At 62.9% G+C, this 15,978-nt stretch carries 19 protein-coding genes; 11 read left to right on the top strand and 8 right to left on the bottom strand.

Annotation, left to right across the window (positions count from 1 at the left end):
- Positions 1-82: 82 nt before the first annotated feature.
- The 7 genes from NKH99_RS14520 to NKH99_RS14490 form a co-directional block, all read right to left on the bottom strand.
- Complete coding sequence (locus NKH99_RS14520) at positions 83-814, bottom strand: SGNH/GDSL hydrolase family protein (RefSeq protein ID WP_352767667.1); 732 nt, start codon at positions 812-814, stop codon at positions 83-85.
- A gap of 82 nt (positions 815-896) precedes the next feature.
- Positions 897-1,637 (bottom strand): DUF899 domain-containing protein, encoded by a 741-nt coding sequence (locus NKH99_RS14515; RefSeq protein ID WP_352574799.1) that lies wholly within the window; start codon positions 1,635-1,637, stop codon positions 897-899.
- A 150-nt stretch (positions 1,638-1,787) separates the two neighbouring features.
- A complete protein-coding gene (locus NKH99_RS14510) occupies positions 1,788-2,813 on the bottom strand; it encodes a class I fructose-bisphosphate aldolase (protein ID WP_353014440.1) in 1,026 nt (341 codons plus the stop codon).
- A gap of 140 nt (positions 2,814-2,953) precedes the next feature.
- Positions 2,954-4,150 carry a phosphoglycerate kinase gene (locus tag NKH99_RS14505; RefSeq protein WP_353014439.1) on the bottom strand — a complete coding sequence of 399 codons (1,197 nt, stop codon included), beginning with the start codon at positions 4,148-4,150 and terminating at the stop codon, positions 2,954-2,956.
- Between the two features lie 162 nt (positions 4,151-4,312).
- On the bottom strand, positions 4,313-5,167 hold the full coding sequence (locus tag NKH99_RS14500) for a transglycosylase SLT domain-containing protein (RefSeq protein ID WP_353014438.1): 855 nt from the start codon (positions 5,165-5,167) through the stop codon (positions 4,313-4,315).
- Between the two features lie 4 nt (positions 5,168-5,171).
- Positions 5,172-6,425 (bottom strand): flavodoxin-dependent (E)-4-hydroxy-3-methylbut-2-enyl-diphosphate synthase, encoded by a 1,254-nt coding sequence (ispG, locus tag NKH99_RS14495; protein ID WP_352452483.1) that lies wholly within the window; start codon positions 6,423-6,425, stop codon positions 5,172-5,174.
- A gap of 202 nt (positions 6,426-6,627) precedes the next feature.
- Positions 6,628-6,807: a YdcH family protein gene (locus NKH99_RS14490; RefSeq protein ID WP_023678481.1), complete on the bottom strand. Its 180-nt coding sequence runs from the start codon at positions 6,805-6,807 to the stop codon at positions 6,628-6,630.
- Between the two features lie 239 nt (positions 6,808-7,046).
- Between NKH99_RS14490 and NKH99_RS14485 the strand changes: the two genes are divergently transcribed.
- Positions 7,047-7,250, top strand: coding sequence for a YdcH family protein (locus NKH99_RS14485; RefSeq protein ID WP_023678480.1), 204 nt, complete (start codon positions 7,047-7,049; stop codon positions 7,248-7,250).
- 51 nt (positions 7,251-7,301) lie between these two features.
- Here NKH99_RS14485 and NKH99_RS14480 read toward each other — a convergent pair whose 3' ends face one another.
- Positions 7,302-8,087, bottom strand: coding sequence for an IclR family transcriptional regulator (locus tag NKH99_RS14480; RefSeq protein WP_352471159.1), 786 nt, complete (start codon positions 8,085-8,087; stop codon positions 7,302-7,304).
- 146 nt (positions 8,088-8,233) lie between these two features.
- Between NKH99_RS14480 and NKH99_RS14475 the strand changes: the two genes are divergently transcribed.
- The 10 genes from NKH99_RS14475 (at position 8,234) to NKH99_RS14430 (ending at position 15,926) form a co-directional block, all read left to right on the top strand.
- A complete protein-coding gene (locus NKH99_RS14475) occupies positions 8,234-9,115 on the top strand; it encodes a transporter substrate-binding protein (protein WP_031212143.1) in 882 nt (293 codons plus the stop codon).
- Positions 9,116-9,181: 66 nt separating this feature from the next.
- Positions 9,182-9,847, top strand: coding sequence for an amino acid ABC transporter permease (locus NKH99_RS14470; protein WP_023678477.1), 666 nt, complete (start codon positions 9,182-9,184; stop codon positions 9,845-9,847).
- Position 9,848: 1 nt separating this feature from the next.
- Positions 9,849-10,499: an amino acid ABC transporter permease gene (locus tag NKH99_RS14465; protein WP_352452485.1), complete on the top strand. Its 651-nt coding sequence runs from the start codon at positions 9,849-9,851 to the stop codon at positions 10,497-10,499.
- A 4-nt stretch (positions 10,500-10,503) separates the two neighbouring features.
- The gene (locus NKH99_RS14460) at positions 10,504-11,298 is read left to right on the top strand and encodes an amino acid ABC transporter ATP-binding protein (protein ID WP_353014437.1); all 795 of its coding nucleotides are present in this window, start codon (positions 10,504-10,506) and stop codon (positions 11,296-11,298) included.
- Between the two features lie 34 nt (positions 11,299-11,332).
- The gene (locus tag NKH99_RS14455) at positions 11,333-11,794 is read left to right on the top strand and encodes a RidA family protein (protein ID WP_023678474.1); all 462 of its coding nucleotides are present in this window, start codon (positions 11,333-11,335) and stop codon (positions 11,792-11,794) included.
- A gap of 23 nt (positions 11,795-11,817) precedes the next feature.
- Positions 11,818-13,023, top strand: coding sequence for an aminotransferase class V-fold PLP-dependent enzyme (locus NKH99_RS14450; protein ID WP_352767657.1), 1,206 nt, complete (start codon positions 11,818-11,820; stop codon positions 13,021-13,023).
- Between the two features lie 168 nt (positions 13,024-13,191).
- Positions 13,192-14,136: a metallophosphoesterase family protein gene (locus NKH99_RS14445; RefSeq protein WP_352452518.1), complete on the top strand. Its 945-nt coding sequence runs from the start codon at positions 13,192-13,194 to the stop codon at positions 14,134-14,136.
- 89 nt (positions 14,137-14,225) lie between these two features.
- Positions 14,226-14,495 (top strand): cupredoxin domain-containing protein, encoded by a 270-nt coding sequence (locus tag NKH99_RS14440; RefSeq protein ID WP_502900047.1) that lies wholly within the window; start codon positions 14,226-14,228, stop codon positions 14,493-14,495.
- 25 nt (positions 14,496-14,520) lie between these two features.
- Complete coding sequence (locus tag NKH99_RS14435; protein ID WP_352817726.1) at positions 14,521-15,081, top strand: sigma-70 family RNA polymerase sigma factor; 561 nt, start codon at positions 14,521-14,523, stop codon at positions 15,079-15,081.
- Positions 15,078-15,926, top strand: a complete 849-nt coding sequence (locus NKH99_RS14430) for an anti-sigma factor family protein (protein ID WP_353014436.1) — start codon at positions 15,078-15,080, stop codon at positions 15,924-15,926. The genes NKH99_RS14435 and NKH99_RS14430 overlap by 4 nt, the downstream gene beginning before the upstream one ends.
- Positions 15,927-15,978 lie beyond the last annotated feature (52 nt).

Here is a 15,978-nt window from a genome sequence, read left to right as displayed (position 1 = left end):
CAACGACATGCATAAAAACAAGAACCTGAAGCGCGTCGGATGAGGCCAATCGAATGCGACGCGCTTTAGTGCGGGCGGCCCGCTACGCGACGCCCGGTTCGTTGGCGAGCACCAGGCTGACCAGATGTTCCGCCCAGGCTCGGTAGCCGGCTTCCGAAGCGTGAAATCCATCCGATGCGAAGCCGGCATCGGCATCCGTGATCGGCAGCCGGGGCGCCGGTATGGCGCCGCGTTCGAGGCAAAGGCGCTCGCCCATCCGGTTCACCTCGACGGCGCGGATTTCGAGGATCTTGCCGAGCAATGGCGGCATTGCCGGAGCCCGGGTGAACTCCAGCACCGGCGACCACACCACGCGCGCTTCCGGCCATTTGGCGCGCAGCGCGTAGAGCAGGCCGCCAAACTCGCGCTTGAAGCGCGGTACCGAATGAAAATTCTTGGTGTCGTTGGTACCGACGGCCAGCACGATATGCGTCCACGGATCGGCCGATAGATTGGGCAGCACATGATCGCGGATCTGGCCAGAGGTTGCCGAGTTGAAGCCGGCCGCCCGCCAGCGCACGGTGCGGCCGGTGCGTTGCGCAATCAGAACTGCCAGTTGCGCGGCCAATCCGTTTTCGGAATTGCCGATGCCGACCGAGGCGGCGGAGGAATCGCCAAGCACCAGAACCGAGATTGCTGGCGCCAGGCCAGATATCTCGTGCATGACCGGACCTTGTGCCGGCAGCATGCGGGCGGTGCGGCGACGCACGCCAAGTCCTTGCCAGACATAAACCGGAAAGGCGAGCCAGGTGAGAAGGGTCGGAAAGCGCCGCATGGCAAGTCCCTTTTAGGGCATAGCGAACAGCACTTAGCGCATGTCGGGCCGAAGGCGAAAGACCTTGGGTGACCGCCCGTCGTCAATGGCAGCAGCTGTCCTGCATCTCGGGCGTATCCGCATATTCGTCGTGCAGCCGCACCCAGTCCACCAGGCTATGGTGGGGACCGGTTTCGTTGCGACCCTTCGGCGTCAGGTCGAGATAGTGATAGGCGCCGATCAGCGGATCGCCGCCTCTGGAGCGCGAGATAAAAGTCAGGAAGATGTCGCCTTTCTCGTCGCGATAGAACACGCTGGTGCCGGGAAGATCCTTCGATTGCCGCGCGCGCCGCTCGAAATTGTAGGTCGTGTCGCCGGCCGCGATCTGCTTGTCGGTGAATGACACCTGCATGTCGAAGTTGAAGTCCGAAGCGTACGACGACACCCAGTCGAATTTCCAGCCCATGCGCTGCTTGTAGGGCAGAAGCTCGGCCAGCGGCGCCCGCGCCACCACCACGAGCGAGACGTCGTGGTGCCTGAGATGCTGGTTGGCACCGTCAATGTGGTCGGCAAGGAACGAGCAGCCCTCGCAACGATAATCGGCGCCCGGCCCGAACATGAAATGGTAGACGATCAGCTGGCTGTTGCCGCCGAACAGGTCGGGCAGTTTCTTTGGCCCTTGCTCGGTCTCGAAGACATAGTCCTTGCGGATCTTCAGCCACGGCAATTCGCGGCGTTCGGCGGCGACGCGGTCGCGAAAGCGCGTCAATTCCTTTTCGCGCGCCAGATGCGCCTTGTGCGCCTGAAACCAGTCTTCCTGCGATACGGTCTTGTTGTTTGGCATAGGTCTGCTCCTCTTTTCACGGAGGACGATCGGCAGCGAGGAATGCCGACACAGAGCTGCATTTTTAGTTGCAGGAAATTGCAGACCTTGCTGCTTTCAAACAAACCCGGGCACATGGCCCGGGTCGGGAGAAAGGCAAGATGTTTTCGGTCAGGCGGCTTGCTCAAGCGTCGGCTGCCATTGTCCAAGCGCTGCCAGATGGTTCATGTGGGCGCGATGGGCGAAGGCAGCCTGGGCGGCGGCGACATTCGCCGCCTTGCCGCTCCAGGCCTTCTGCGGAGCGGCCTGCAAGGCGCGGCCGTAGGAGAAGGTCAGCTTCCACGGATGCGGGCCAATGGCGTTGATGGCATTGAGGTTGGCGGTCGCTTGCTCGTCCGATTGTCCGCCCGACAGGAAGGCAATGCCTCCGATCGCGGCCGGTACCGTCTCGCGGAACAGTTTTATCGTCTTTTCGGCGACTTCGTCGGGGCTGCTGACCTTGCCTGATTTCTTGCCGGCCAGCACCATGTTCGGCTTCAGGATGGTGCCTTCGAGCACGACGCGGGCCGCATAGAGTTCGGTGTACAACTTTGTCAGTGTCGCCTTGCTGATCTCGTAGCAAATGTCGATGTCGTGGGCGCCGTCCATCAGCACCTCCGGCTCGACGATCGGCACGATGCCGGCCTCCTGGCAAAGCGCGGCGTAACGGGCGAGCGCATGGGCGTTCGAGCCGATCGAGGTGGCGGAAGGCACGCCCTTGGCAACATCGATGTCGATCACCGCGCGCCATTTGGCAAAGCGGGCGCCGAGCTTGTAATAGTCGGCAAGGCGTTCGCGCAGGCCGTCCAGGCCTTCGGTGATGGTGTCGCCGGGAAAGCCGGCCAGCGGCTTGGCGCCGGCATCGACCTTGATACCGGGGAGAGCGCCTGATGCCTTGATGATGTCGACCAGCGGTGTGCCGTCGGCGGCCTTCTGGTGAATGGTCTCGTCGTAGAGGATGACGCCGGAAATGTACTTGGTCATTGCATCGCTGGCGCGGAACATCATCTCGCGATAGTCGCGGCGACTGTCGGCGGTCGACTCGACACCGATGACGTCGAAGCGCTTCTTGATGGTGCCGGAGCTCTCGTCGGCAGCCAGCAGGCCTTTGCCATTGGCCACCATCGCGGCAGCAATGTCCTCGAGACGTTCGCTCATCGTGCTTCTCCTGAAAGAATTGATCCGTGCCCAGCAGACCACCAGAGCAACGCAGGTTCAAGTCGAACAATTTCGCCGGGTAGGCGCGAATCGATTGAAAGTCGCGGGCGCCCTCTTTCGCGCTGTTATTGCTGCCGCGCTCAGCGCTTCAAGATGTCGACGCCGGGCAAGGGCTTGCCTTCCATCCACTCCAGGAAAGCGCCACCAGCCGTCGAGACATAGGTGAAGTCGTCGGCTACGCCGGCATGGTTGAGCGCCGCCACCGTATCGCCGCCGCCGGCGACCGAGACCAGTCTGCCGGCCCTGGTGCGCGCTGCCGCGTGCCTGGCCGTCGCCACCGTTGCGTGGTCGAATGGCTCGATCTCGAAGGCGCCGAGCGGCCCGTTCCAGACCAGCGTCGCGGCGCGGTCGATCCATTCGGCAATGGTTTTCACGGTCTTTGCGCCGACGTCGAGGATCATGCCGTCGGCCGGCACGTCTGCGATGGCGACGGTCTCGCTGGCGGCGCCGGCCTTGAACTCCCTGGCGACAACGCCGTCGGCGGGCAGGATGATGGCGCAGCCGGCCTCGGCCGCCTCGATCATGATCTGCTTGGCGGTGGTCGCGAGATCACGCTCGCACAAGGATTTCCCGACATCGGTGCCGCGTGCCGCGAGAAACGTGTTGGCCATGCCGCCGCCGATGACCAGCGCGTCGACCTTCTTCACCAGGTTCATCAACAGGTCGATCTTGGTCGAGACCTTGGCGCCGCCGACGATGGCGACAACCGGACGGACGGGATTTCCAAGACCCTTTTCCAACGCGTCGAGCTCGGCCTGCATGGTGCGGCCGGCGAAGGAAGGCTGCACATGCGCCAACCCTTCCGTCGACGAGTGGGCGCGGTGCGCAGCAGAGAAGGCGTCGTTGACGAAAATGTCGCCGTTGGCGGCGAGCTTTTCGGTGAAGGCCGGATCGTTCTGCTCCTCGCCCTTATGGAAGCGGGTGTTCTCGAGCAGCAATACGTCGCCGTTATTCATGGCAGCAACGGCATTTGCCGCCTTGTCACCGATGCAGTCGGAGGCAAAGCCAACCGGACGGCCGAGCACGTCCGTCGTCGCCTTGGCGATCGGCTCGAGCGAGAATTCCGCCGCCGGTCCATCCTTCGGCCGGCCGAAATGGGCAAGCAGGATGACCTTGGCGCCCTTGCCGGAGAGCTCGGCAATGGTCGGCGCAATGCGCTCGATGCGGGTGGCGTCGGTGACCTTGCCCTCGGCGACGGGAACGTTGAGGTCGACACGCACCAGCACACGCTTGCCGCTGATATTGCCGATGTCGTCCAGTGTCTTGAAGCCGGCCATGCTGATCCCTTTCGCGAAAAATCGCGGGGACCTTACCCCGCATCGACGACGATGCAAGACCTGCCTAACGGTTCACCGAAAATATGATTCACGTATCGAGGACGAAGTGTCCACGGGGAGCGAGATGGGCAGCAATGGCGCAAAACGCACCGACATATGGCTTTACCGGTTGCGCACCACGATGCAGGCGCCGCCGACGCTTTGCAGCTTGTCGCAGATCGTGTCGGCCTTGGCTCTGCTATCGGCGCCGATCCGCACGGCATAGATGCCGCGCCTGCCGATCGGTGTGCGGACCCGGCTGACCACCGGATCGTGGCCGGCAAGCAGTGCCGGGAACCGGCTTTTCACTCTTAGCCACTGGTTGAGCGCCGCGGCGCGGCGGAAATTGCCGGCCACCTGCACGCCCCACGGCTTGATGTTGATCGACGACATCGGCACGGTTCTGGACATGATCACCGGCAGCTCGCGGCAAGCAGCAGCGAAACTCGCCTTCTTGTCGAGCGGCCGGATGACGCCGGCGTAGGCGGTATTGGTGAAGTTGTCGGCCGGCTCGCCCATGACGTCCAGAACGTAGCTTTCGGTCTCCATCGGCAAGAAGCCGCCGGAATTCAGCCAGCGCGTCACCCGGCTCTCGCCGGCATTGTAGGCTGCGGCGGCGAGGCCGAGATTGCCGAAACCGGATTTCATTTCGGCGAGGTATTTTGCCGAGGCCGGGATCGCCTGTTCGATGTCGAAGGAATTGGCGAGCCCGCGCATCTTGGCGGTACCCGGCATGAATTGGGCGATACCCTCAGCGCCGACGGGGCTGACCGCATTGGGATCGAAACGGCTTTCCTTCCAGATCAGCCGGGCAAAGAAATCCCGGGGCAGCCCGTTCTGGTCGGCATGCGTCTCGATCAGGTTGCAAACCTGGTCGATCAGCTTCTTTTTGGCGGGCCGTGGTGGATCGGCCTGAACGGCTGTCGCCCAGATCAGCCCGCAAATGACAACCAGCGGCGCGCCCAGCAAACGCCGCATCGAACTACTCCGCCGCGGCTTTGTCGTGCTGCCCGAACCGCCGTTCGATATAGTCGGCGACCATCTTCTCGAAATCCGCGGCAATCGATGGGCCGCGCAGGGTCGCCGCCTTCTTGCCGTCGACGAACACCGGGGCGGTCGGTGTCTCACCGGTGCCGGGCAGCGAAATGCCGATATCGGCATGTTTGGATTCGCCCGGACCGTTGACGATGCAACCCATCACCGCGACCTTGAGGTTCTCGACGCCGGGATATTGTTCGCGCCACACCGGCATGTTCTTGCGCAGGTCGGCCTGGATGTTCTGGGCAAGCTCCTGGAACACGGTCGAGGTTGTGCGGCCGCAGCCCGGGCAGGCGGCGACGATCGGCACGAACTGCCGGAAGCCCATGGTCTGCAACAGTTCCTGCGACACCTGCACCTCGCGCGTGCGGTCGCCGTTCGGCTCCGGCGTCAGCGAGATGCGGATGGTGTCGCCAATGCCTTGCTGGAGCAGGATGCCCATGGCAGCGGACGAGGCGACGATGCCTTTCGAGCCCATGCCGGCCTCTGTCAGGCCGAGGTGCAGCGCATGGTCGGATCGGGTGGCAAGCTCGGTGTAGACGGCGATCAGATCCTGCACGCCGCTGACCTTGGCCGACAGGATGATTTTCTCGCGCGCAAGGCCGATCTCTTCGGCCATTCCGGCCGACAGGATCGCCGATTGCACGATTGCCTCGCGCGTCACTTCCTGCGCCGTCAGCGGAAAGCCCTGGGCCTGGTTGTCGTCCATCAGCCGGGTCAGCAGCTCCTGGTCAAGCGAACCCCAATTGACGCCGATGCGCACCGGTTTGTCGTATTTGATCGCCATCTCGACGATCGCCGCGAACTGCCGGTCTTTCTTGTCCTTGAAGCCGACATTGCCGGGATTGATACGGTATTTGGCCAGTGCCTCGGCACAGGCCGGGTGGTCGGCCAGGAGCTTGTGGCCGATATAGTGGAAATCGCCGACCAGCGGCACGTCGATGCCGAGCCGTTCCAGCCGCTCGCGGATGGCCGGTACGGCCGCAGCGCTTTCGTCGCGATCGACGGTTATGCGCACGATCTCGGAGCCGGCACGATGCAGCGCCGCCACTTGCGCGACCGTCTGGTCGACATCGGCCGTATCGGTGTTGGTCATTGACTGGACGACGACCGGCGCGCCGCCGCCGACCATCACGCCGCCGACATCGACACCGACCGACCTGCGGCGTGGGAAGGGTGAGGAAAAATATCCGGTCATGCCGGCTGCCTTTAATCTTGAAGGTCCGGGCATGAGGTGGAGGAGCAAAGATGGCTTGTCAATGGCGACTGGCGCGCAGGCCCAGCAAATCGGAAACAACAAGATGGCAGCTTACCGCAAATCCATGGGCGTTTCCGGCAGCATAGAGACATGCCACCGGAAAGATCGCGCGCCGGGTGGCGCTTCTAGTCCTGGAAGGGTTTCAGTGGGTCGTCGGTTTCGCCTTCAGTTTTTCAATCTCGTCCTTGAGCGCCAGCTTGCGCCGCTTGAGATTCACGATTTCGAGGTCGTCTACCGATGGATGGGTCATCGCATCGTCGATTTCCCGTTCGATGTCGCCGTGTTTCCGCTGCAGCTCATCAAGATGGGATGCAAGAGACATGATTGGTTCTCCCTTTCATGGTTTCCTCGGATTGCAGCCGTCATGGCACGTCCACCGCAGGCTCGCTTCTATGACGGCATAATGACAGTGTGCCACCATCGCGCACCGATGTCGAATGCTGCGTGGTAGCATTCCACGCCAATATGAAATGTGATATGGGCTGCGCGCCGGTGCAAGAAGACCCGGTCCCGCCCAATCAGGCCCATAGTTTGGGCGCCGCAGACGTGCAGACGGTAAAAATGTCCGATCAGGAACAGGCAGATATCCGCCTCGAATATTCCCGGCTGAAGCAGGAACACGCCGATTTCGACGCGGCCATCAATGCGATGATCGCCATGAATTGCGACCCGCTGCAGATCCAGCGCATGAAGAAAAAGAAGCTTTTCCTGAAGGACAGGCTGATGGCGCTGGAAGACAAGATCATTCCAGACATTATTGCTTGAACGAACGCCATTGCTTGAACGAACGCCGGCGCCGGCTTGCTGGAAAAGCGGTTATGCCGCGATCGAAAGCCGTGCGGCGCGCTCGCGCAACAACGCTATCAGGTCGTCGGTCTTTTCGGTCGAGGTATCGATCGGAACCACCAGGCACATCGTCGCCTCGACCCTGCCCGGCGCTGAAAAGACCGGCGCGGCCAGGCATTTCGTGTAGGCATCGACAAGGCCGGAGGTGACGCAGTAGCCGGCCGACTTGGCGACGGCGATGTCGTCTATGAAATCGTCGAGTTGCAATCTGCGGCCGTCCGGCAGCACGAGATCGTCCTCGGAGACCATATCCTCGATCGCTGCCCTGTCGAAGCCGGCGAGGAGCAGTCGCCCGGAAGCTGTCCAGGGGAGCGGTATTTGCAGACCGGTCGCCGAGCTGATCCGGAATGGCCTCGTTCCCGGGCTTGAATGGACGATGGTGTAGCGGCCGCTTTGCAGCATGCACAACTCCGAGGTCTCGCCGGTCTCGCGTGACAGATGGTCGACTTCCTGGCGCCCTCGCCTGAGCAGGTCGTTGCCCCGCACATAGTCCATTCCGTAGAGATAGAGCTTCTTTCCGAAATAAACCCGATTGCCGTCTCCGGCCATTTCCAGCAGACCTGCGTCGACCAGCGAGCGCACAAGCGTATAAGTCGTCGAACGCGGCGCGTTTACCCCCTTGGCAAGATCGCCGATGCCGATCGCGCGCTGGGTCGCGTGAAGAAACTCCAAAATCTGGAGGACCCGGTTGAGGCCCTTCTCCCGAGAAGCCGAGTTCTTGTCTTCGTCCAGACCGGCGTCCGGTCGAGCGGCCAAGGCATTACCTTCTTGCATTATCGATCCCTGATGTTAATCTGTCTTGTACAGAGTACAGGCGTCTCTTGTAAGGGACAATGACGTCAGTTGCAACCGATGCCTGTACTGCTGGTCCAAAGGGGAACTCAACACGAAAGGAGGTCGCCGTGAACGACACATCCAAAAGGCGTGAATTTCTGAAACTGGGAATGGCCGGGCTTGCAACGGCCGGAGTGATGAGCGCCGCTACCGCGGTCGACGTTCAGAAAGCGGCGGCCCAGGCAGCGCCGGACAGCCTGCTGCGCACCGTCCTCGAGCGCGGCAAGGTGATCGTCGGCACCGGCAGTACCAATGCGCCCTGGCATTTCGAGAACGACGCCGGCGAACTGGTGGGCATGGACATCACCATGGGTCGCATTCTCGCCAAGGGGCTTTTCGACGATCCGACCAAAGTGGAATTCGTCATGCAGGATCCGGCTCAGCGCATTCCGAACGTGACCACCAACAAGGTCGACATCACCATCCAGTTCATGACCATGACCGCCCAGCGCTCGCAGCTGATCCACTTCTCCCGACCCTACTACGTCGAAGGCATCGCCTTGCTGACCCTTCCGAACGCCGAAAACAAGACCTTCGACAAGCTGCTTGCCGGCGGTTCGGCGACGCGGATTTCCATCCTGCAAAATGTCGATGCCGAGGCTAACGTGCATATCGTCCTGCCGGAGTCGCAGGTGATGCAGATAGACACGCAGGCCAACGTGCTGCAGGCCCTGGAATCGAAGCGCGTCGACGCCGCCGCGGTCGACCTGTCAACGGTGCGCTGGCTCGCCTCGCGCAATCCGGACAAATACTTCGATGCCGGCAAGAGCTGGTTCTCGATGCTTTATGGTGCCGCGCTGCGGCAGGGCGACCTCGACTGGCTGACCTTCGTCAACCAGACCTTCACCATCGCCATGTTCGGCCATGAAACGGCACTCTACGACGCTGCGTTCAAGGATTATTTCGGACAGGAGCCGCCGGCGCGCCATCCCGGTTTCCCGGTCATTTGATGCAAGCAGGCGGAAGGACAACGTCCTTCCGCCTTCTCTCATCACAGCCCTCCATGACGAGGACGCATGGGTTATACTCTCAACTTCAACCTTATCTGGCGGCATTTCGACAAGCTCTGGGGCGGACTGCTGTTAAGCCTCGAACTGGCCGTCATCTCGATCGCGATCGGCATCGTCATCGGGCTCGTTCTGGCGGTCTGGTACGTGTCGGCCGGACGTGCGGTGCGGACCATCATCGCGGGGTATGTCGAGTTCATCCGCAACGTGCCGCTGATCCTGCTCGTCTATCTGGTCTTCTACGGCTTGCCGACGGTGGTCGACATTGCCTACAGCGCGCAAACCTCATTCATTGCCACGCTGTCGCTCTACAGCGGCGCCTACCTGGTCGAGGTGTTTCGCTCGGGGCTCGAGGCGGTGCCGCGCGGTCAGCTCGACGCCGGCAAGGCAATCGGCCTGACACCATGGCAAAGGCTGCTCGATGTGCGCCTGCCGACGATGCTGCGCATAACCCTGCCGGCGCTTTCCAACACATTCATATCGCTCTTCAAGGATACGTCCGTGGCGTCGGTCATCTCGGTACCCGAACTCACCTATGGCGCCCAGTGGATCAACTTCAACACGTTCCGCATTGTCGAAGTCTATCTGGTGGTGACGGCAATGTACCTGTTGACCGGCTACACGCTGCTTTTCGCGCTGCGGCTCGTCGAGCGCCGGTTCAAGGCGGCGCGCTGACATGCTGAGCCAGATCATCTACGCCTTGCCGTTCCTCGCCGAAGGCTTTGCCGTAACCTTGTGGGTGTCGCTGCTGGTCGTGGTGTTATCGCTCATCGCCGGCGTGCTGATGGGTGTCGGCCTTGTCTATGGTCCTTTTCCGCTGCGCTGGGCAGTGCGCATCTTCAGCGACACCATCCGCGGCATTCCGATCCTGGTGCTGATCTTCTTCGTCTATTACGGCCTGCCCGCGGTGGGGCTGCATCTGGAATCCTTTTGGGCGGCCGTGTTCGCCCTCACCCTCTTCAAGACCGCACAGGTGGTCGAATATCTCAGGGGCGCCGTCGGCTCGATTCCCAAGGGTCAGTCCGAGGCGGCGCTGGCGATCGGACTGACCTTTCGCCAGCGGCTGGCCTACGTCATTTTTCCGCAGGCGTTCAGGCGCTTCCTGCCACCCTGGATCAATGGCGTCACCGACGCGGTGAAGGGCAGCGCGCTGGTCTCGCTGCTCGGCATCACCGACCTCATGCAGGCAATCAACCAGGTCATCGGCCGCACCTATGAGGCGATGCCGCTCTACATTCTCGGTGCGCTCGTCTACTTCGCCGTCAACTACGCCCTCTCCTTGGCCAGCCGGCGGCTGGAGCGGCGTTTCTCCTTCATCCGGGAATAGCACGATGTCCAACGCCTCGCACCAGAATCCGGCACTTCTCGATGTCATCGAGGTTTCCAAAGCCTTTGGATCCGTCGAGGTCCTGCGCTCCGTCAGCCTGCAAGTGACACGCGGCGAGGTCGTGACTGTCATCGGCCCCTCCGGCAGCGGCAAGACCACGCTGCTGCGCTGCGTCAACTTCCTGGAGAGCTACGACAGCGGCTCGATCCGTATCGACGGCAAAGAAGTCGGCTATCGCGAGACGGGAACACGCCAGCGACGCAGCGAGCGTGACCTGGCGGCGATGCGAGCCGAGACCGGAATGGTATTCCAGAGCTTCAATCTGTTTCCGCATTTGACTGCGGCCGGCAACATCATGCTTGGCCTGCGCAAGGTACGCGGCAAGAGCAATGCCGAGGCCCGCACCATTGCCGAGCACTGGCTCGGCCGCGTAGGCCTCGCCCACAAAGCCGACAGTCTGCCGGCCGAGCTTTCCGGTGGCCAGCAGCAGCGCGTCGGCATCGCCCGCGCCGTGGCGATGGAGCCGAAGATATTGCTTCTCGACGAGATAACCTCGGCGCTCGACCCCGAACTGGTTGGCGAGGTGCTCGAGGTCGTGCGCAGCCTCGCCGAAGACGGCATGACGATGCTGATGGTCACGCATGAAATGGCTTTTGCACGCGACGCATCGAGCCGCATCGTTTTCATGGCGGATGGCGGCGTCAGTGCCGTCGGACCACCCGCCGAGATTCTGGCGGCGGGGTTCGACAATGAACGCCTTCGCAGTTTCCTGGCGCGGTTTCGCGCCTCGCATTTTTGACATCGGACGGCGAAAGCCGTCGCAAGGAGCTTTTATGACGCCTTACATCCGGCTCGCGGAATTGGGCCTGACACTGCCCGAGCCGCCGAAGCCCATCGCCAACTTCGTCACCTATGCCGAGAGCGGACGGCTGATCTTCCTCTCCGGCCAGGGGCCGTTGCGCGCCGATGGCGCGCTCTGCACCGGCAAGGTCGGAGAGGATGTCAGCGTTGAAGAGGCCTACGGGCATGCGCGTCTGACCGGCCTGAACCTGCTCGCCGTCATGCATGCGGCGGCCGGCGACCTCGGCCGCATCGTGCGCGTCGTCAAGCTGCTTGGCTTTGTCAATGCGACGCCGACATTCAGCGAGCATCCCAAGGTGGTGAACGGCTGTTCCGATCTTTTCGCGGCCGTCTTTGATACGCTTGGCGGACATGCCCGTTCCGCGATCGGTGTCGGCTCGCTGCCGGGCAACATCACAGTTGAAATCGAGGCGGTCGTCGAGATCGCCGCCTGAAATCTTAAACAGGATCTACAGAGATGACGACCTATGCCGCTGACCGTTCCAACACGACAATCCGCGAACGGCTTGGCCTTCGCCCAATCATCAATGTCTCCGGCACGATGACGGCACTCGGTGCTTCGATCATCGTGCCAGAAGCGATTGCCGCAATGTCGGAAATGGCCTCGCAATGGGTCGAGATGGACGATCTGCAGCGCGCCGCAAGTAGGGTGATTGCACGCCTTACCGGCGGCGAGGCCGGCTTCATCACCGCATGCTGCGCCAGCGGCATAACAATGGCGATTGCCGGCGCGATGACCGGGACCAGCCTTCTTGCGATCGAGCGGCTGCCGCACGACACCGAGGGCCTCAAATCGGAGGTCATCGTTCAGCTTGGTCACATCGTCAATTACGGCGCGCCGATCGACCAGTCGATCCGGCTTGCCGGAGCCAAGGCAGTGCCTGCCGGCACGGTCAGCGTCACCCAGGATTATCATGTTGCCGAGGCGATCCGGGACCGGACGGCGGCAGCCCTCTACGTCGTTGCGCACCACACCGTGCAATACGGCATGCTCTCGCTTGAGGAGTTCTGCGAGATTTGCCACGCCAAGGGCGTGCCGGTGATCGTCGACGCCGCCTCGGAGTACGATTTGCGTGGCTTTCTGGCGCGCGGCGCCGACATTGTTGTCTACAGCGGGCACAAATTTCTCTCAGGGCCGACAAGCGGCATCGTTGCCGGCCGCAAGGATCTGGTACGGGCCGCCTATCTCCAGAACCGCGGCGTTGCGCGCGCCATGAAGGTCGGCAAGGAGAGCATTGCCGGCACCATGGCGGCCCTGGAAGCCTGGGAGCGGCGCGACCATGCCGGCATTCGCCAGCGGGAAGAAGCCGCACTGCATCTGTGGCAAACCGCATTGCAGGGCCTGCCTGGCATCGAGGCACGTATCATTCCAGATCCGACCGGAAATCCTCTCGACCGCCTGCAGGTGTTTGTTGCGCCGGAAAGCCGCTTCACCGCCGCCGGCCTCGCCTCGGCGCTTGCGGCGGGTTCACCGCCCGTGATCGTGCGCAACCACGAGGTCGAGCGCGGTCACTTCTTCCTTGATCCGTGCAATCTCCATCCCGGCGAGGCGGAGATCGTTGCCGAACGCCTGCGGGCGGTGTTGAGTGCTGCCGATCGGCCCGCGGATGCGATGAAACCCGCTCGCAAGCAGTCCGCCGGAGCGCTGCGCTGGCCGGACTAGACATCGCCAGAGCGTGGTCGAGCCAGTGCCTTCCAGCACCGGCTTCGCATCGGGCCAGTGCGCCATCACGGCAGTGTGAATGAACTTTTAGTCTTCGGGCGGAATAAACCACCCCGCCCATTGGTCTCCCAAACAGACGCCATTTCCGGCGTGCAGGAGACCGGTATGATCCACCACCACGACAATGAAGCTGACGGCATCAGCCGCCGTCATGCACTGGAATGCATGATCTGGGCCGGCACGGGAGTGCTGTGGACAATTTCGGCCGGCGTGCCGGTTTCGCTCAGCCTGCTCGGTGCGTCGCAAGCCGCCGAGGCCTTGGCCACCGGCTTCACTTTCCTCCAGATCTCCGACAGCCACATCGGCTTCGACAAGGCTGCCAACCCGCACGCCATCGACACGCTGAAGGAGGCCATCGGCAAGATCCAGGCGTTGCCGCAAAAGCCCGCTTTCATGATCCACACCGGCGACATCACCCATTTGTCGAAAGCCGCGCAGTTCGACAACGCTGCCCAGATCATCGGCGGCGCAGGCTTCGACGTGCATTATGTGCCCGGTGAGCACGACCTGATCGATGACGGCAATGGCCAGGCCTATCTCGACCGCTACGGCAAGGGCACCAAGGGCGCTGGCTGGTATTCGTTCGACCAGAACGGCGTCCATTTCATCGGGCTGGTCAACGTCGTCAACCTGAAGGCTGGCGGGCTGGGCAATCTCGGCGCCGACCAGTTGGCATGGTTGGCCGATGATCTGAAGGCGGTCACCGCCTCGACGCCAATCGTCGTCTTTGCCCATATCCCGCTATGGGCTGTTTATCCCGAATGGGGCTGGGGCACCGACGACGCGGCGCAGGCCTTGGCGCTGCTCAAGCGCTTCGGCTCTGTCACCGTACTCAACGGCCATATCCACCAGATCATGCAGAAGGTCGAAGGCAACGTTACCTTTCATACCGCGCGCTCGACCGCTTTCCCGCAACCGGCGCCGGGCACCGCAGCCTCACCCGGGCCGATGACGGTACCTGCCGGCCAGTTGCGCAGCCTGCTCGGCACAAGCAGCGTGACAGTCAAGCAAGGCGGGCAGGACCTCGCCATCATCGACAGCACGCTGGCCTGAGGGGAAATGCGATGATCCGCTTCCCATCCCGCGTCTTGGTCGTATCCCCTGTCACGTTCGGTTTGGCGGCGATCCTGATAATGGTTGCCATGCCACTGAACGCAGCAGGCCAGCCAATGGTCAAGATCGAGAACTTTGCCTTCACGCCGGCGGTGCTGACGGTAAAGCAGGGCACTACCGTGACCTTCGAGAATGACGACGACATCCCGCATCTGGTGGTCGCCAACGATGCCTCGTTTCGCTCCAAGGCGCTTGACACCGGTGACACATACGCCTTCACCTTCACCAAAGTGGGCGACTATGCCTATTTCTGCGGGCTTCACCCGCACATGCAGGGCAGGATCACCGTCGCTCCATGAGGATTTTCGGAAGGTTCTGCCCGGGATGCCGGGCGATGCGACGGTGTTGAACCAAGAGGCCGCGACCGAGCGCTTTCGCGAGGTGGTTCTGCCTCATCTCGCGGATGCGCTTGCGCTTGCCCGCTGGCTGACCGGCAACGCCGCCGACGCGGAGGATGTGGTGCAGGAGGCCTGTTTGAAGGCGCATGCGGGCATCGCCGGCTATGCCGGCGGCAATGCGCGCGCCTGGCTGCTGGCGATCGTGCGCAACGCCTCTTACTCCTGGCTGGCGCGCAACCGGCCGCGCAGTATCGTCGCCGTCGGCGACCTGAGCGACCTCGATGACATGACGGCTGCATATGGCGCCGGCCTGCCGGATACGGATAGTCCTGAGGCAAGCCTGATCGCCAAGGCCGACACGGCCGCACTCGAGGCGGCGATCGCCGCGCTGCCGCACCAATTTCGCGAGACTGTGGTGCTGCGCGACATCAACGGCCTCAGCTATCGCGAGATCGCGACGCTGCTTGGCGTGCCGCTAGGCACGGTGATGTCGCGGCTGGCGAGAGCGCGCGGTCTGCTGATATCCCAACTTGGGAGGGCGCCATGAGCGCGCACAACGATGGACTGCCCGATGACCCGGCAGGCGTGGAACTGATGATCCATGCCTTGGTCGATGGCGAGCTCGACGCAGCGGCAGCATTGGCGGTCGAGCGGCGCATTGCCGCCGATCCGGCGCTCGCGGCCGAGCATGCCCGCATCGTGGCGCTGCAGTCCGCTGTCGGCAGGCTGGCGCTGCCACAGGTCAGCGACGCCCTCAATGCGCGCATCGCGGCGATCGGCGCGACTGGCGAGGCACAGGCTCGGCCGGCGCCGACGCGGCCGCCGCAAACCGTGCCAACCCACATGCGGCCAACCCAAACGCGGCCGGGCCGCTTCGGCGCGTTCGACTGGCGCGCAATGGCGGCATCGATCCTCGTCACCGCCGTGCTGGCCAGCGGCGTGACGCAATGGGTGATGCTCAGCGGGGCGCCCGACAGCTTTGCCGCCGCAGTCGCCAGCGGCCATCGCCGCAGCCTGCTGGCAGCCAGCCCCGTGGACGTCGTCTCGTCGGACCGGCACACGGTCAAACCCTGGCTGGATGGCAGGGTCGGCCTGTCGCCGCCGGCACCTGACCTTGCCAGTGACGGCTTCGCGTTGCTCGGCGGCCGGGTCGAGGTGATCGCCGACCAGCCAGTGCCGGCACTGGTCTACAGGCACCGCGAGCACCTGATCACTCTCGTCGCGGCGCCCGAGGAAACCGGCTCGACAACCGCGCCGGTCGATCTTTCTGCTGGTGGCTTCTCGCTGGTGCACTGGAGCGACAGCGCTTTTTCCTACTGGGCGATTTCCGATGTCGAACGGCCTGAACTTGACGACTTCGTCAACCGCTTCCGAGCAGCGGCCACCCGATGACAGACCGCTCCTGTGCATGTGCGCAGCCACGGAGACGACACAAGCGGCTTTG

Origin of the sequence: Mesorhizobium sp. M0854, from assembly GCF_040319815.1 — a bacterium.
Lineage (GTDB): Bacteria > Pseudomonadota > Alphaproteobacteria > Rhizobiales > Rhizobiaceae > Mesorhizobium.
The sequence above is the reverse complement of the archived record's forward strand: the minus strand, read 5'-3'. Positions and strand labels throughout refer to the sequence as shown.

Bases quoted from the DNA above. Each gene is read 5' to 3' on its own strand.
- NKH99_RS14520 (WP_352767667.1), bottom strand. From the start codon at position 814: ATGCGGCGCTTTCCGACCCTTCTCACCTGGCTCGCCTTTCCGGTTTAT.
- NKH99_RS14515 (WP_352574799.1), bottom strand. From the start codon at position 1,637: ATGCCAAACAACAAGACCGTATCGCAGGAAGACTGGTTTCAGGCGCAC.
- NKH99_RS14510 (WP_353014440.1), bottom strand. From the start codon at position 2,813: ATGAGCGAACGTCTCGAGGACATTGCTGCCGCGATGGTGGCCAATGGC.
- NKH99_RS14505 (WP_353014439.1), bottom strand. From the start codon at position 4,150: ATGGCCGGCTTCAAGACACTGGACGACATCGGCAATATCAGCGGCAAG.
- NKH99_RS14500 (WP_353014438.1), bottom strand. From the start codon at position 5,167: ATGCGGCGTTTGCTGGGCGCGCCGCTGGTTGTCATTTGCGGGCTGATC.
- ispG (WP_352452483.1), bottom strand. From the start codon at position 6,425: ATGACCGGATATTTTTCCTCACCCTTCCCACGCCGCAGGTCGGTCGGT.
- NKH99_RS14490 (WP_023678481.1), bottom strand. From the start codon at position 6,807: ATGTCTCTTGCATCCCATCTTGATGAGCTGCAGCGGAAACACGGCGAC.
- NKH99_RS14485 (WP_023678480.1), top strand. From the start codon at position 7,047: ATGTCCGATCAGGAACAGGCAGATATCCGCCTCGAATATTCCCGGCTG.
- NKH99_RS14470 (WP_023678477.1), top strand. From the start codon at position 9,182: ATGGGTTATACTCTCAACTTCAACCTTATCTGGCGGCATTTCGACAAG.
- NKH99_RS14465 (WP_352452485.1), top strand. From the start codon at position 9,849: ATGCTGAGCCAGATCATCTACGCCTTGCCGTTCCTCGCCGAAGGCTTT.
- NKH99_RS14460 (WP_353014437.1), top strand. From the start codon at position 10,504: ATGTCCAACGCCTCGCACCAGAATCCGGCACTTCTCGATGTCATCGAG.
- NKH99_RS14455 (WP_023678474.1), top strand. From the start codon at position 11,333: ATGACGCCTTACATCCGGCTCGCGGAATTGGGCCTGACACTGCCCGAG.
- NKH99_RS14450 (WP_352767657.1), top strand. From the start codon at position 11,818: ATGACGACCTATGCCGCTGACCGTTCCAACACGACAATCCGCGAACGG.
- NKH99_RS14440 (WP_502900047.1), top strand. From the start codon at position 14,226: ATGCCACTGAACGCAGCAGGCCAGCCAATGGTCAAGATCGAGAACTTT.
- NKH99_RS14435 (WP_352817726.1), top strand. From the start codon at position 14,521: ATGCCGGGCGATGCGACGGTGTTGAACCAAGAGGCCGCGACCGAGCGC.
- NKH99_RS14430 (WP_353014436.1), top strand. From the start codon at position 15,078: ATGAGCGCGCACAACGATGGACTGCCCGATGACCCGGCAGGCGTGGAA.